Raw genomic sequence first — 15,804 nt, 5'->3', positions numbered from 1 at the left:
TAAACCATGCAAAATAATCCGGGCAGGTATTTTGGGCCGGCTATATTCCGGGGTATACTGAAAATATGTTGGCTATCCATTTTTGGATACTTACCGATATTGTTACCTGCACAAAACCCTGTTGTACCAGCTACACAGGAGCAGCAAATGGAAAGCATGGCAGAAAGCAATGCACAGGAAGAGTTAGAGGACGACAGTTATCTGCAACAAATGCAGCAATATCTCAAAGATCCTGTGAATTTAAATTATGCAGGTGCAGATGAATTACGTGAACTGGGTTTGCTTGATCCGCTCCGGGTAGAACAATTGCTTATATACCGGAATGTTTTTGGAAAGTTCATTGATATCTATGAGTTGCAGGCAGTACCCGGCTGGAATGTTGAACTGTTGCGGAAGTTAAAACCTTTTATCACTGTAGAACAGCGTAGCAATATTGCAGCAACATTTGCCCAACGGATTGGCAAAGGCGAACACAGCCTGTTATTGCGTACAGGACAGGTATTGGAAAGATCGAAAGGTTACCTGGCTGATACTGCAACTAATTTTTATCCCGGATCTCCGCAAAAATTACTGCTGCGTTATAAATATCAATTTAAGAACCTGCTGCAATACGGTATACTGGGGGAGAAAGATGCAGGTGAGCAATTTTTTAAAGGCAACCAAAAGCAGGGCTTTGATTTTTATTCTTTTCATTTATTTATCCGTAATGCTGGTCGCATAAAAGCATTGGCATTGGGAGATTTTACAGTAAACCTGGGGCAGGGCCTGATCCAATGGCAAAGCATGGCGTTTAAAAAAAGTGTTGCAGTATTGAATGCAAAACGGGAAGCAACAGTTTTGAGGCCCTACAATGCTGCAGGAGAAATAAATTTTCACAGGGGTATTGGCATTACAGTGGGTAAAAATAAATGGGAAGCCACTGCTTTCATTTCCTACAGGAAAATTGATGGTAATTTTGTGCACGACAGTTTGCTGGTAGCTGAAGATTTTATCAGTTCGCTGCAGACATCCGGTTACCATCGTACCCAAAGTGAATTAGCAGATAAAGGAATACAACAGCAACTGGCAATGGGCGGCAATATATCATACCGCTTTAAAAAATTGCGGATCGGTTTCAATACCATACAATATAAGTTCAAGCTGCCCCTGCAAAAAGAAGCCGAACCGTACAATTTATATGCATTAACAGGAAAAACATTGGGCAACAGCAGTTTTGATTACAGTTATACGCATCAAAACATGCACTTTTTTGGAGAGCTGGCCATAACCAATCATTTTGATAAAGCATTCATTAACGGGTTGCTGCTGAGCGCAGCACCCGAAGTGGATCTTTGTTTTTTATACCGCGATATATCACCGGCTTACCAATCTTTATACAGCACGGCTTTTACAGAAAACAGCACGCCTACCAATGAAAAAGGCTTTTATATGGGCATTGCGGTGCGGCCCGCAAGTGCCTGGACCATTAATGCTTATGCAGACTTTTATAAATTTCCCTGGCTGAAGTTTGGGGTAAATGCCCCTGCTGCAGGTACGGAATATTTGATGCAGGTGTCGTATAAGCCTAATAAACAGGTGGAAGCCTATACCTCTTTCCGCTCCGGTATTGCTACGGCAAACGATGCTGCCGGCTCCATGCCTTTAACTTCTTTAGCAACGTCCACAAAACTAAACTGGCGGTCGCAATTCAGCTTCCAGTTAAGCCCGCAAACCAGCATCAGCAGCCGGGTGGAACTAACAAACCTGAATAAAAAAACCACTAATGCTGAGCAGGGGAGCCTGGTATGGCTGAGCATTTTTCATAAACCTGCCAGGTTGCCATTATCCATCAATGCCCGCTGGTTATATTTTGAAACGGACAGTTATAACAGCCGCATCTATACCTACGAAAATGACCTGCTCTATTATTTTTCTATCCCCGCTTTTTATGATAAAGGGGCAAAATACTATATTAATATTAATTATCATATTAATAAAAGATTGCAATGCTGGTTAAAATGGGCTCAAACCTTTTATAAAAACAAAACCCTTATTGGTAGCGGCTTAGACGCTATAAATAGCCCTGTAAAAAGCGAGATACGGGTACAGACCGTTTATAAATTTTAACATTTTTTTGGTCCGGAAGCAGCTATTTCACCCCCCTTTTTGTCCTTTATAAATCATAGGGTCTTAAATATTTAACATTTTTTTGACTTTAGAGAAATATTCCTATTTTTACACATCATTAAACTTAATTAAACGCACATGAGAAGATTTTTAACACTGTTCACAATGCTCATGCTCTGTGGGGTATTGGCATTTGCTCAAAGCCGGGTGGTGTCCGGTAAGGTTACCGATAAGGAGGGTAACCCGGTACCTTTTGCAACGATCAAACTCAAAAATTCGAATGTTGGTCTTTCTGCAGATGCAAACGGCGCTTATTTTATCAAAGTAAAGAATGGAGATGTTCTTGAAATTTCAGCTTCAAGCTTTAAAACAGTTGAAGTACCGGTTGGTACATTGACTGTTCTGGACGTTGTTCTGGAAAAAGGTGTGAGCGCTGAATTAAAAGAAGTGGTTGTAACCGGGGCATTCGGTATTAAACGTGCTGCCAGGGGACAATCAGCAAATGTGCAAAATGTAACCAGCGAACAGTTGAACACTATCCGTCAGCAAAACGTAAATGATGCGTTGGCTGGTAAAGTTGCCGGTATCCAGGTAAGAAGCGTATCTGCTGCTAAACTGGGTGTTGATAACGTGGTAAGGTTAAGGGGTGAAAACGGTTTAGGTGTTGGCGGTGGCGCTTTGTACGTTGTTAACGGTACAATCGTTCCAAGTGCAAGTGATATCAATACTGATGATATCGAAGACGTATCAGTATTACAAGGTCCTGCTGCAGCTGCGCTGTTTGGACCAGATGGTGCTAACGGTGCTATCGTAATCAATACCAAAAGAGGCCGTAAACGCCCAGGTACTGGTTTAGAAATCAACTCAAACGTAGTTTTTGATAAAGTATATATCCTGCCAGACGTTCAGAATACTTACGCTGGTGGTACTTACCATCAGACCAGCAGTGATGATATCGCTCCAATGATCGCTTATCACTACAGGCCAGGTATCGATCCTAAAGGATGGGCTGCACTGGATGGTAAATATTATATCTCAGATATTGAAGATGAAAGCTGGGGTCCTAAAATGACAGGACAGGAATATATTCCTTATTATGCTTGGTATGATGGACACGAAAGAGCATTTAAAACTGCTAAACTGAATCCTCAGCCAAACAACGTTCGCGATTTCTTTAACACAGGAGTTACTAAAGTGAACAATATCAACTTCTCTAAAGCGGGTTCTGATTATAACATCAGGTTATCTTATACCAATACAGATATCAAAGGCCTGATCCCTACTTCATGGTTAAAAAGGCATGCATTTACTTCAAGCCTTACACTTGATTTAACCAACAAATGGACTGTAGGTGCAAACATTAACTTCCTTACTCAGAGTGCAAACGCTGAAAATGATGACGGATACGGTAACCAGAGCTCAGGTTCATTCAACCAGTGGTTCCACAGGGATATCGATATGAGCGTTATGAGGGATTTAAGGTATGTGAAGAATTCTTATGGCCAACAGGTGACCTGGAACCACGGTACTCCGGATCAATACAATCCTGCAAGTCCTCAGAGTTTCTACGCTCCATACTACTGGTATAACCCATATTCTTACCAGGATGATATCGTAAATAAATTCGGCAGGAACAGGTTATATGGCGATGCGTTTGTAATGTTCAAACCAACCAGTGACCTTAGCCTGAAAGTTACTTACAGGAGGAACCAGTTAAATACTGATTACGACACAAGGCAGTTATATGCTTTACAGGTAACTAACAATGGTAATACTTCTTCTGGCTTTAACTACTGGGAATCATTCTCAGGCCGTTCTGCTACATGGCAGGGTTTTGCCTTCGGAAATTCATTCTCTAACAGGCAGAACATCGAGTTCCTTGCTTCTTACAAAAAGAAAATTGGTAAAGATTTCAACCTGGGTGTTAATGCGGGTGGTGATATCTTCAAATATGACTTCCAGCAAACAACCTGGAACTCTTTGGGCGGTCTGACTGTTCCAGATGAATTCCTGGTTAGTAACTCAGTTAAAGTTAACCCACAAGCCAGGACATTACAGGCTCAGAAAAGAAGGTCTATCTTCGGACAGGCTAACTTAGGTTACAAAAACTATGCTTTCATTGATGGATCTTACAGAAGGGATTACAGCTCTACTGAAGATGCAGGTTACTATATCGACTCTAAAACAATCGGTGCTTCTTTGATCCTTACCAATCTGTTGAAAGTTAAGAGCGACAAATTCAATTATTTAAAGATCAGGGGTTCTATTGGCCAGGTACTTAATTTAACAGGTATCTATGGTAACACAGTAACTTACAATCCTACCTTGTATCCAATTGCTTACAATGGTACAACCCGTATCTCTACTGAACCAAATACTACTCTGAATGGTATACATGGTGCTACAAACATCGAAAAAGAATTAGGTCTGGAAATTCGTTTGTTCAAGAACAGGGTTGGCTTAAACGCTACTTACTGGGACAGGACCAACAAAGATTTCCCATATAACGTTGATATTTATCCTGGTTCTGGTTATTCTACTGCAGCTGCAAATGTGGGTAAGATCAAGAAGAGCGGTATCGATCTGCAATTGAACTTAGTGCCAGTAAGAAGCAGGAACTTTGACTGGAACCTGAATGCTACATGGGGTTATTTGCTGAAAAACACAGTTATTTCTCTGATCCCAGGTATCAACAGGACTGCTGCAATCTCTAGCGGCCAGGCTGGTACTGCTGCTTATGTTGTGAACGAAGTAGGTAACGAATGGGGTCAATTGATCGGCCGTGGTATCCTGTACGATAAAACAACAGGTTTACCTTCAGTAGATAAAAACGGTATGTTTGTTGCTGACCCAACTTTGAAACATTTCGGTTCAGTTCTGCCTAATTACACTGGTGGTGTTCAGAACTCATTCACACTGTTCAAAAACTTTACAATGAATGTAAACATCGACTTCTCTGTAGGTGGTGTTTTCTTCTCTCTGTCTAAATACTACGGTTATGCAACAGGTATGTATGCAGAAACTGCAGTGTTGAACGACAAAGGAATGTCTGTAAGGGATAGGGTATCTGATGGTGGTGGTGTTCACGTATATGCATACGATACAACTTCTAAAAAAGCAATCGATACATATGTACAAGGTGGCGCTTATTTCCGTCAGTTTGCTTACTCAACCAGCATTGTTGAACCATTCATTTATTCTTTGACTTACGTAAAACTGAGGGAATTAAGCATCGGTTACAAACTGCCTATCAGCCGTCTGAACCTGTCTAAATACATCCAGAATGCAGAGTTCTCAATCACTGCAAGGAACCCATTGTTACTTTACACAAAAGCCAAAGGATTTGATCCATCAGAAATTTCAACCAACTACGGTGAGGATGGTCAGTTACCTGGTACACGTTCTCTTGGTGTGAACTTAAAAATTGGATTCTAATTAAATAATTAAAAAAGACAACCAAATGAAATTATATAATAATAAACGCAACTTACTACTAGGAGGGCTTTCGCTCCTCCTGGTAGGAACGAGTTGTAACAAAATATCCGATTTTGGTAACACCAACGTGAATCCAAACGGTAGCTCCTATGTTTCAACTGCTACATTCCTATCTTCTGTAGAAGTTCGACTGGGCAATAGCAACTTTTCTACCACAACCGGCGGCAGCAGCCCCGGTGGTGAATTACTGGCGGGCTTAATGGCGCAGTATTTTGCTGAACCAACTTATCCGCAGGCGCAGGTATATTCAACTGCAAGTTTACAGGTAGCTTCTACCGGTATCTACTCAGGTATCCTGATGGATCTGCAGACAATTATTAATAAAAACACCAATGCTGCTACTGTTGCAGATGCAGCAAACTACGGTTCTAACCAAAGCCAGATCGCTATCGCAAGAATCCTGAAAGCGCTTGTTTACAGGGAAATCACTGATAAATGGGGTGATATGCCATATTCTCAGGCATTACAGGGAACTGCTAATCTTACTCCAAAGTATGATACACAGGAATCTATTTACAGGGATCTTTTGAAAGAATTAACTGAAGCAATTGCTCAGTTCAAAGGATTGAACGATGTAAAAGGTGACCTGGTATACAATGGTGATGAAGCAAAATGGAAAAAACTGGCGAACTCTTTAAGGATGCTGATCGCTTTAAGGATGAGCAAACGTTATCCTGCTAAAACAGATTACGCAGCCATTGAGTTTAACAAAGCGGTTACTGATGCGGCTGGTTATATCAGCACCAACGCTGATAACCTGACTGTTTTCTATCCAGGTAACGCAAACCCTTATAACAACCCATGGTTCAGTACTGCAAACAGTAATGATAACGCGGTTTCTCAAACACTTACTGACTTGATGAATGGTTTAAGTGATACAAGGTCTGGTGCTTTTTACACAGGTACCACTGGTGTTCCTTATGGTTTAAGTTCAGCTGTAACAACTCCTCCTTCAAGCTGGGCAAGGATCTTAAGCGCTACATTCAAACAGGCTGCAGGTAACTATGTTAAAATTAGTGCATCGTCAGTTTTACTGGCAAAAGCAGAAGGTCTTGTATTAGGATGGGCAGATAGTACTGCTTTAGGTACTCCGCAAACAGCTTATGATGCTGGTGTTACAGCTTCTTTTGCTCAATGGGGTATTACTATGCCGAGCAGCTATTTAACAACAGGTGCTGCCAATTATGTTAGTGGCGCTGGTGTTGGCTCAATAGGCGGTGCTACAGTAACTGGTACAAATGCTTTAACTCCTACACGTTTAAGCAGGATACAGTTACAGCAATACTTAGCTTTCTATCCAATCGGTTACGAAGCATGGAGCAACTGGAGAAGGACTGGTATTCCAGATCTTAAACCAACAGTTCAAAAAGTTGCCGGTGCTGGTATTCCAAGAAGGTATACATACGGTACACAGGAGTATAGCTTGAACCTGGAACAACTGAACATTGCGATCGGAAGGTTGGGTGGAGATACCCAGGATAAAAAAGTATGGTGGGATCTTTAATACATAACCTAATAAAAATATTATAATATGAAATACACAAATATTAAAGGTTTTATTGCTTTGCTTTCTTTTACAATGGCAGTAGTTTCTTGTAAAAAAGTTGCAACACCAGACCCAATCGGTGATGGCGGTAAAACTATCATAAAAGTTAACAATGGTGGTGATAACCCCAATTTCGGACACGTGTTACTTGGAATTGACTTCTTGACCACTCCACAGAGTGTTGATGTATTCCAGGTATACAGGGATGCTGCAAGCAATGCTTCTTTAAATACTGCTTTAACAGTAGTTGTAAAAGATGATACCGCTGCGCTGAGAACCTATAACACACTGCATGGTACTAACATCCTGCATTTACCAAGAAGCTGGTATACTGCTAACTTCCCTGCAAGTTCAATGGGTGGTAACTACACTATACCATTTGCCGCCGGTGATTATTCACAGGTGATCAGGATCACTATTCCTAACTCTACTGTGCTGGATCCTTCAAGCACATACGGTTTGGTATTTACACTGGTATCAAACAGCGCCAACGAAGCAATGAGTGCCGGTAAGACTTATGTTTTTGAAGTAGGTGCGAAAAATATCTATGATGGTGTTTACTCTGTAGTATCAGGATATGTACAACGTTATTCTGCTCCGGGTACACCAACTACAGATGCATTGAACGGTGACCTGTCAGGTAACCCGGATATCGAAATGTCAACTACAGGTGCTACCACTGTATATGCTGACGCATTTGCATGGCATGACGCAACAACTAACGGTTATGTAGGTGGTGTTGACCCGATCTTCATTACAGTTGATCCTTCAACAAATTTAACTACGGCTGTTTCTAATACTAACGCAACACTTACAAACTGGGCAGGAAAAGTGAACAAGTATGACCCGGCAACTAAAACTTTCTACATCGCAATGAGGTGGAATCCAGTAAGTACTGTAAGGGAATACGAAACTGTACTGAAATACAAAAAGGCAAGATAATTTTATCAAATCTTATATGTAAAGAGCCCCTTTTTGGGGCTCTTTCTTTTTATCTTTGTAAAAACGAATTAAGATGAGTACAGAACAGACCAATCAGTTGAATATTGAAATTTCAGAAGAAGTTTCTGAAGGTGAATATGCCAACCTTGCTATAATAACACATAGTCATGCAGAATTTGTAATTGACTTTGTGAACGTGATGCCCGGTACCCCCAAGAGTAAAGTAAAAAGCCGTATCATACTTACCCCTTTTCATGCCAAGCGCTTTATGAAGGCAATGATCGAGAATATTAAAAAGTTTGAAACTGCCAATGGTACCATACAGGATATGGAAGCAGTAGAGATACCCTTTAATTTTGGAGGCCCGACCGCCCAGGCATAACAATTAAAGTATACCTGCATCTGCAAAGCTGTAATAGCCTTCTTCGCTGATAATGATGTGGTCCACCACTTTTATATCAAAGTATGTAGCGGCTTCTTTTATTTTCCAGGTCAGTTCTTTATCTGCCTTACTGGGCTTTAAGCTGCCGGAGGGATGATTGTGGCTGAGTACTATAGAAGTGGCATCTTCATCAATGGCTTTTTTTATGATCATCCGCGGCTCTGCAACAGTACCGGTAATACCGCCTTTGCTGATGATCTCGAAATGAATGATCTTACTGGCGCGGTTTAAAAATATCACAGCAAAAACTTCGTAAGTAAAATCTTTCAATAAAGCGCCCAGGTATTGAGCAATATCCTTGCTGCTTTCCACGGTGGGTTTATCCAGCGATACCGAAACCTGCCTGCGCCTGCCCAGTTCCAGCGCTGCAGCAATGGTAATGGCTTTAGCCGTTCCAATACCCTTTACTTTTTGCAGTTCCCGGATGCTGAGTTTCCCCAGCTCATTCAAATTATTACTGCCCAGTTTTAAAATATCCTTTGCAAGGTCTACCGCAGTTTTATCTTTATTACCATAGTTGATCAGCAATGCAAGCAGCTCCGAATTACTGAGCGAATTGCTTCCGTTGGCGATCATTTTTTCTCTCGGCTGATCATCGGGCGACCAGTTTTTTATAGATGTGGATGGCTTGTTGAAATTTTTCATCATTTCTAATTTTATTCAATCTAAACTAAACGATACTTTTGCGGCATCTTATTTTTATAATCAAACATTTATATGGAACCATCAGCAAAGATCTTTTCGGGAACAGGGTCGCAATACCTGGCGGAAAAGATCGCTAAAAAATTCGGTGAGCCTTTGGGCAAGGTCAACATTCAGCGGTTTAGTGATGGTGAAATTTATGTAGAGTTCCAGGAAAGTATAAGAGGCCAGTTCGTATTCCTGATACAGAGTACGTATTCACCTTCCGATAACCTGATGGAGCTGTTATTAATGATTGATGCTGCCAAAAGAGCCTCGGCATACAAGGTAATTGCTGTAATGCCATACTATGGTTTTGCAAGACAAGACAGGAAAGACCGGCCAAGGGTTGCCATAGGCGCCAAATTAGTGGCCAATATGCTCACGGCTGCCGGGGCAGACAGGGTGATCACCATGGACCTGCATGCGCCCCAGATACAGGGCTATTTTGATATACCGGTGGATCACCTGGAAGCCTCGGCCATCTTTATCCCTTATATTGAAAAATTAAACCTGCCCAACCTCACTTTTGCAGCACCGGATGTGGGCAGCGCCAACCGTATACGGGAGATCGCTTCTTATTTTGAATGCGAAATGGTGATCTGCGATAAACACCGTAAAAGGGCTAATGAAATTGCCAGTATGGTGGTGATAGGTGATGTTACTGATAAGGATGTGGTACTGATAGATGACCTTTGCGATACCGGTGGTACGCTGGTTAAAAGTGCTGCCTTAATGAAAGAAAAAGGTGCCAACAGTGTAAGGGCATTGTGCACGCACCCCGTTTTGAGCGGAAAAGCCTACGAGAACATACAGAACAGCGTACTGGAAGAACTGGTGGTTTGCGATACCATTCCTTTAAGGGGCGAAAGCAGCAAGATAAAAGTGCTCTCTTCCGACGAATTATTTGCTGTAACCATACGTAATGCCGTTGAAAACAAGAGTATTAACGGCCTTTTTATGCGTAGCAGGATGGCCAATAAGAAATAACGAATAATGGATGAATTGATAATGGATAATTGATTCCCATACGGGGAGCAATTATCCATTTTTCATTATTAAATTATCCATTATTTCCTTACCTTTGCGCCTCACAAAAAAATACAATAATGAAATCAATTACAATCGAAGGACAACTGAGGACCGAAAGCGGAAAAAAATCCACCCGCCAACTTCGCTCTCAGGAACTCGTGCCAGGTGTAATTTACGGTGGTAAAAAAGAGATCAATTTCTCTGCTCCGGCTGCTGCTTTTAGAAGCATCGTTTATACCTCTGAATTTATGCTGGCCGAAGTAAAAGTTGACGGTAATGTTTACCGTTGCATTTTAAAAGACCTGCAGTTTAACAAAGTAACCGACCTGCTTACGCACGTAGACTTTTTGGAATTAGTGGACGACAAAAAAGTGATCGCCACTTTGCCCTTGAAATTTACAGGTACGCCTGCTGGTGTTAAAGCCGGTGGTAAATTAGTTACCAAAATGAAGTCTTTTAAAGTAAAGACCTTACCTAAATTCTTAAGGGAATTTATCGAGGTAGATCTTACTAAACTGGAACTGAACGAGAACATCCGTGTGGAAGATGTAAAACTGGAAAACATTGAAGTATTGAACTCTCCACGTATTCCAATTGCATCTGTAACAATGACCCGTCAGTTGAAACAGGAAGAAGCTGCTGCTCCTAAAGCTGCCGCTCCTGCTGCTGCACCGGCTGCAAAAGCTGCCGCTCCTGCTGCTGCAAAAAAATAATAACAAATTCAACTATAAAAGCCCCCGCAAAAACGGGGGCTTTTTCATATACAACCGGCCAAATAAGTAAAACCCTTTAACCCGTAAGTTTTATTACCTTTGCGCTCTTAAATTTATTTTATCATGGGATTGGACAGAAATACCATTATTGGTTTTGTATTGATTGGGCTTTTGCTGGCGGGGATGCTTTTTTTAATAACCGCAGCCAGAAAGCTTTCCAGGCTGAAAAGGAGGCGCAGGCAAAGCACATGAAAGACTCCCTGGATAAGATCAAACCCGCAGTAGATTCGCAGGCGCTGAGGAAAGATTTACAGATAGCAGATTCCATCCAGAATGCACGGTTTAAATTGCCCACCAATTTTAAAACCGATACTACCGAACAACTGACCGAAGTAGAAAATGATGTACTGAAAATTACTTTCACCAACAAAGGAGGTCAGCCCAAAACGGTGGAGCTGAAAAACTTTAAAACCTTTGATGGTAAACCGCTGATATTACAGGCCGGTAATTTTAATAAGCTCGGCTATGCCATCAATGCCGGTGGTGCAAAACCCATTACCGAAATAGCTTTTATTAAAGGAGAAACTAAAGAGAACAGCGATAAAAGTAAAACCATTACTTACAGTATAAAGGATACCACAGGCAAAGATTTTTTAAGCCATCAATTTACATTGCCGGCACCGGGTACCGATGGGTATATGATCGACTTTACCATCGGCATGGCCAACGCTGCGCAAATGGTAACGCAGAATACGATCAACCTGCAATGGCAAACAGAATTACCGCAGGTAGAAAAAACACTGAGCTACGAAAAACAACAAACACATATCTGCTACCTGAAAAATGATAAATACGATTTTGAACCATTGGGTAACGGCGGTAGTGAAAAATTTGAAAAGCCTGTAGACTGGCTGGCCGTGAATCCACAGTTTTTTGTAGCGGCACTGGTAGCTAAAAATAAATTCCAGAGTGCAGACATTACCTGGGCAGTACCTGCCGATTCTTTAAAGATCATTACACAGGCCACTGCCAACTGCAGGGTAAGCGTACCCGCAAACGGCGTAGTGCCTTTACAATTATATTACGGTCCTAACGATTATAATATCCTGGATAAGTACAACAACAATATGCACCAGGTGGTTACTTATGGTAGCGGCCCGTTCTCGTTTGTAAAATACATCAACCGCCACTTCCTGCTGCCTGTTTGGGATTTTATCAGGAGCCATGTGGCCAGCTATGGTATCGTTATTTTATTGCTTACACTGTTGATCCGTCTTATTACTTCTCCTATTTTATATAAGAGCTATTTAAGCGGTGCTAAAATGAAAGTGCTTAAACCGGAAGTGGATGCATTAAAGCAGAAATTTACCGATAAAAGCGGTCAGCTGGATCAGCAGGCATTCAGTATGGAGCAGATGAAGTTATGGAAAACAGCGGGCGTAAGTCCATTGGGAGGCTGTTTGCCGGCATTGCTGCAGATACCGATATTCATGTCGCTGTATTATTTCTTCCAGAGTAATATTGCGCTGAGAGGCCAAAGTTTTTTATGGGCGAAAGATCTTGCTGCATACGACTCCATTGCGCATTTACCATTTTCTATTCCTTTTTATGGCGACCACGTAAGCTTATTCACGCTTACCGCTACTTTAACCAGCTTACTGATCTCGATATACAGCATGAGCAATATGCAGGACAACAGCAATCCTGTAATGAAGTACATGCCTTATATCTTCCCGGTGCTGTTGTTAGGGGTGTTCAATAACCTTCCTTCGGCATTAACCTGGTATTACACCGTATCAAACACCATTACACTCATACTGCAGATCGTGATACAGAAATATATTATCGATCATGACAAGATACTGGCACAGATATCGGAGAACCGTAAAAAGCCCGTGAAGCAAAGCAAGTGGCAGGAGCGTATACAGGCCATGCAGGAAAGCCAGAAAAAAATGCAGGACCTGAAAAACAAGACAGGTAAAAAATAAAAAATAAGTTAAAGTAAAGACCTGCAACCAATTCAACCGGTTGCAGGTCTTTGTATTTTAGGCATGCAAACCCGTTTGGCACGGGATTTTATTATCTTTAGTAAAATTTATAAAATGAACATCATAAAAAGAACAGGATTACTGGCTTTGTTACTGGTAAGCACTGTTTTTTCTTTTGCTCAAAAAACCATTTCAGAAGGAACGATCGTTTATGACATCGTTATTCAATCAGCAGGTAAAGAACCTAAAATGGCCGATGCGCTGGATGGTGGCACGGTAACAGTTTATATCAAGGGCGGGCAAAGCCGCTCGGATATGGTAAGCTCTATTGGTAAGGAATCCACCATTCACGATTCCAAGACCGGTAATGCTGTTATTTTAAAAGAATACAGCAGCCAGAAACTGATGATCACTTTAACAAAAGATAACTGGGCCGATAAGAATAAGGCCTACAATGACATTAAATTTGAACTGACAGAAGAAACAAAAGTGATAGCAGGCTATACCTGTAAAAAGGCCATTGCCACTATGCCCAATGGTAAAACATTCACCGTGTATTATGCACCCGACCTGGTGGTGACCAATAAGGAATATGACGCCACTTTTAAAAATCTCCCGGGTCTTGCAATGCAATACGAATCCGGTTCGGCAAACTACAAGTATACGTTCACGTTATCCAAGATAATGTTTGAACCGGTACCAGCTTCTAAATTCGATTTTCCTAAATCGGGTTACAGGGTAATGACCTACGAAGAGAACCAGCAGATGAGGAAAGGAGCGGGGCAGTAAAATAAAAATGAAAAGTTGGTATAAAAAATAAAGCCTCACATTGTGAGGCTTTATTTTAATGTTGTGGGCGTATGATCAGTTTCATCCCAGTGTAGCCTGGTTTAATTTCAGGCATTACCACTTTTTGTTTGTAAGGAATGATATATACTGTGTTGCCTTTTTGATAACTAACCAAAGTATTTGTGAAAATTGAGTTGCCAGTAGTTTGTTGATTAACCATTGAACTTCCGGTATACCTTAAACCTGATTTCAGGTTGAGGGTAACAGAATTTCTTAAAGTGGTTGATGTAGTGATGTTTAGGGCAACTTTTGATTTAGATTTTTTACCAATGCCACCATCAGCCAAAGCACTAAGTGATGCGCTGAAAAGCACAGTTGACACTAGCATTAATTTTGATAATTTTATCATTGGTGAGAATTATGTTACAAATATATTAAAAAATATCCGGTATTTGCATACCGTTCATACATTCTTTTTACACTTCTTTAACGTTTTTGTGAAAAAAAAGTTACAAAAACTTGTATAATAGTTCAAAATCCGGTAATTTACAATAACTTATACTGTATGAGCAAATATCCTTACCGCCAGGACAGAGAGGAATTAAAAGAGCTGCTGCAGCAATACGAAAACCTGAAAACCGGGAAATCGAACTCCTTTCTCGAAGAAGACTCCTTCGAACGCCTTATCGACTATTTTGACGAAAAAGAAGAGTTGGCCCAGGCCTTGGAAGCCTCCGAGTATGGCATTAGCCAATACCCTTATTCCTCCAGTTTATTGTTAAGAAAAGCAGACCTGCTGATAGCTTTAAGACGCTACAAAGAGGCTTTGTATATACTGGAGCAGGCGGAGTTGCTGGACAGTAAGGACACCAATCTCTATATTTTGAAAACAGACGCCTACCTGGCCCTGGACCAGCAGGAAAAAGCGGCCAGCGTACTGGAAGCCGCTATTGAGGATTTTGACGGGGAAGAAAAGATCGACCTGTTGTTTGAACTGGCTGATGTGTATGATGATTACGAAAATTTTGAAAAGGTATTCGACTGCCTTAAAATGATACTGGAGCAGGAACCGAACAATGAAGAGGCTTTGTATAAGATCTGTTTCTGGACAGATTTTACAGGCAGGAACGAAGAAGGTATCCGGCTGCATCAACGCATCATTGAAGAATTTCCCTTCAACGAATTGGCATGGTTCAACCTGGCAGCAGCCTACCAGGGTTTAAAATTATACGAAAAAGCCATTGACGCCTATCATTACGCAGTAGCCATCGACGATAAATTTGATTACGCATGGCGCAATATGGGCGATGCTTTTTTAAGATTACGCAAATACAAAGAGGCGATAGAAGTGCTGGAAAAAGTACTGGAGCTGGCAAGGCCCGAAGATGTGATATACGAAGCCATTGGCCACTGCTATGATAAGATGGGCAATTTTGCACAGGCCAGGTTCAATTATAAAAAAGCTGCGCACTTAAATCATAACGACAGCCAGCTGCATTACAAGATTGCCTGCACTTACATGAATGAAAGTAACTGGACCAGCGCGGTAAAGAACCTTGAGATTGCGTTGCGTATGCACCGCATGCAGCCGGAATATAATCTTGCCCTTGGTCAATGTTTTGTAGAGATGGGCAAGCTGGAAGAAGCCATTACTTATTTTGGTAACGTAGTAAGGGTAAGGCCTAAAAATTTAAATGGCTGGACGGAATTATTAAAATGTTTGTACAAAGCCGCTTTATATGATGAAGCGCTGGAATATGCCGGTTTTGCCTATGAACAGACCGATGGCAAAGCGATCTTTTTATTCTATAAAGCCGCTGTATTGTTTGCAACCGGTAAATCCAAAGAAGCAGTGCTGCAACTGGAAGAAGGCATGGCACAAAATGCTAAAATGGTAAAAAAATTAATTGAATTAAATCCTTCCATATTACAAAATCAACTGGTGGTTGATATAATTGCCCGGTTCAAAAAGAAACGGTCCATTTAAAACAATAATATTTCTTTTTAACAGCCCTTGTTGTATAATTCGTTCTGCCGGAACATTTTTTTGCCCTGTAGTGGTTATCTTTG

Annotated in this window: 12 protein-coding genes; 10 read left to right on the top strand and 2 right to left on the bottom strand. The window is 41.2% G+C overall.

Annotated elements, in window-relative coordinates:
• The first annotated feature begins 6 nt into the window (after positions 1-6).
• From QM738_RS17255 to QM738_RS17235, 5 genes are all read left to right on the top strand, one after another.
• Positions 7-2,106, top strand: coding sequence for a ComEA family DNA-binding protein (locus QM738_RS17255; RefSeq protein WP_462277972.1), 2,100 nt, complete (start codon positions 7-9; stop codon positions 2,104-2,106).
• A 138-nt stretch (positions 2,107-2,244) separates the two neighbouring features.
• Positions 2,245-5,541: a SusC/RagA family TonB-linked outer membrane protein gene (locus tag QM738_RS17250; RefSeq protein WP_462277971.1), complete on the top strand. Its 3,297-nt coding sequence runs from the start codon at positions 2,245-2,247 to the stop codon at positions 5,539-5,541.
• 25 nt (positions 5,542-5,566) lie between these two features.
• A complete protein-coding gene (locus QM738_RS17245; RefSeq protein WP_462277970.1) occupies positions 5,567-7,105 on the top strand; it encodes a SusD/RagB family nutrient-binding outer membrane lipoprotein in 1,539 nt (512 codons plus the stop codon).
• 27 nt (positions 7,106-7,132) lie between these two features.
• Positions 7,133-8,089, top strand: a complete 957-nt coding sequence (locus tag QM738_RS17240) for a DUF1735 domain-containing protein (protein ID WP_462277969.1) — start codon at positions 7,133-7,135, stop codon at positions 8,087-8,089.
• Between the two features lie 73 nt (positions 8,090-8,162).
• The gene (locus QM738_RS17235; protein WP_462277968.1) at positions 8,163-8,471 is read left to right on the top strand and encodes a DUF3467 domain-containing protein; all 309 of its coding nucleotides are present in this window, start codon (positions 8,163-8,165) and stop codon (positions 8,469-8,471) included.
• 3 nt (positions 8,472-8,474) lie between these two features.
• On the opposite strand, the gene radC is transcribed toward QM738_RS17235, so the two are convergent.
• Positions 8,475-9,179, bottom strand: coding sequence for a RadC family protein (radC, locus tag QM738_RS17230; RefSeq protein WP_462277967.1), 705 nt, complete (start codon positions 9,177-9,179; stop codon positions 8,475-8,477).
• Between the two features lie 69 nt (positions 9,180-9,248).
• Here radC and QM738_RS17225 point away from each other — a divergent pair, with 69 nt between their 5' ends.
• The 4 genes from QM738_RS17225 (at position 9,249) to QM738_RS17210 (ending at position 13,734) form a co-directional block, all read left to right on the top strand.
• The gene (locus tag QM738_RS17225; protein WP_462277966.1) at positions 9,249-10,202 is read left to right on the top strand and encodes a ribose-phosphate pyrophosphokinase; all 954 of its coding nucleotides are present in this window, start codon (positions 9,249-9,251) and stop codon (positions 10,200-10,202) included.
• 119 nt (positions 10,203-10,321) lie between these two features.
• Positions 10,322-10,957 (top strand): 50S ribosomal protein L25, encoded by a 636-nt coding sequence (locus QM738_RS17220; RefSeq protein WP_462277965.1) that lies wholly within the window; start codon positions 10,322-10,324, stop codon positions 10,955-10,957.
• A gap of 92 nt (positions 10,958-11,049) precedes the next feature.
• Positions 11,050-12,945: a membrane protein insertase YidC gene (gene yidC / locus QM738_RS17215; protein WP_462278200.1), complete on the top strand. Its 1,896-nt coding sequence runs from the start codon at positions 11,050-11,052 to the stop codon at positions 12,943-12,945.
• A gap of 114 nt (positions 12,946-13,059) precedes the next feature.
• Complete coding sequence (locus QM738_RS17210; RefSeq protein WP_462277964.1) at positions 13,060-13,734, top strand: GLPGLI family protein; 675 nt, start codon at positions 13,060-13,062, stop codon at positions 13,732-13,734.
• Positions 13,735-13,789: 55 nt separating this feature from the next.
• On the opposite strand, the gene QM738_RS17205 is transcribed toward QM738_RS17210, so the two are convergent.
• Positions 13,790-14,143 (bottom strand): hypothetical protein, encoded by a 354-nt coding sequence (locus tag QM738_RS17205; RefSeq protein ID WP_462277963.1) that lies wholly within the window; start codon positions 14,141-14,143, stop codon positions 13,790-13,792.
• 156 nt (positions 14,144-14,299) lie between these two features.
• Between QM738_RS17205 and QM738_RS17200 the strand changes: the two genes are divergently transcribed.
• Positions 14,300-15,721 carry a tetratricopeptide repeat protein gene (locus tag QM738_RS17200; protein WP_462277962.1) on the top strand — a complete coding sequence of 474 codons (1,422 nt, stop codon included), beginning with the start codon at positions 14,300-14,302 and terminating at the stop codon, positions 15,719-15,721.
• The last annotated feature ends 83 nt before the right edge of the window (positions 15,722-15,804 follow it).

It is taken from the genome of Ferruginibacter sp. (genome assembly GCF_049840995.1).
Classification (GTDB): Bacteria; Bacteroidota; Bacteroidia; order Chitinophagales; family Chitinophagaceae; genus Ferruginibacter.
The sequence above is the reverse complement of the archived record's forward strand: the minus strand, read 5'-3'. Positions and strand labels throughout refer to the sequence as shown.

Coding starts and splice junctions, on each gene's coding strand:
- QM738_RS17245 (WP_462277970.1), top strand. CDS start 5,567: ATGAAATTATATAATAATAAACGCAACTTACTACTAGGAGGGCTTTCG.
- QM738_RS17200 (WP_462277962.1), top strand. CDS start 14,300: ATGAGCAAATATCCTTACCGCCAGGACAGAGAGGAATTAAAAGAGCTG.
- QM738_RS17220 (WP_462277965.1), top strand. CDS start 10,322: ATGAAATCAATTACAATCGAAGGACAACTGAGGACCGAAAGCGGAAAA.
- QM738_RS17205 (WP_462277963.1), bottom strand. CDS start 14,143: ATGATAAAATTATCAAAATTAATGCTAGTGTCAACTGTGCTTTTCAGC.
- QM738_RS17255 (WP_462277972.1), top strand. CDS start 7: ATGCAAAATAATCCGGGCAGGTATTTTGGGCCGGCTATATTCCGGGGT.
- QM738_RS17240 (WP_462277969.1), top strand. CDS start 7,133: ATGAAATACACAAATATTAAAGGTTTTATTGCTTTGCTTTCTTTTACA.
- QM738_RS17210 (WP_462277964.1), top strand. CDS start 13,060: ATGAACATCATAAAAAGAACAGGATTACTGGCTTTGTTACTGGTAAGC.
- QM738_RS17235 (WP_462277968.1), top strand. CDS start 8,163: ATGAGTACAGAACAGACCAATCAGTTGAATATTGAAATTTCAGAAGAA.
- QM738_RS17225 (WP_462277966.1), top strand. CDS start 9,249: ATGGAACCATCAGCAAAGATCTTTTCGGGAACAGGGTCGCAATACCTG.
- QM738_RS17250 (WP_462277971.1), top strand. CDS start 2,245: ATGAGAAGATTTTTAACACTGTTCACAATGCTCATGCTCTGTGGGGTA.
- radC (WP_462277967.1), bottom strand. CDS start 9,179: ATGATGAAAAATTTCAACAAGCCATCCACATCTATAAAAAACTGGTCG.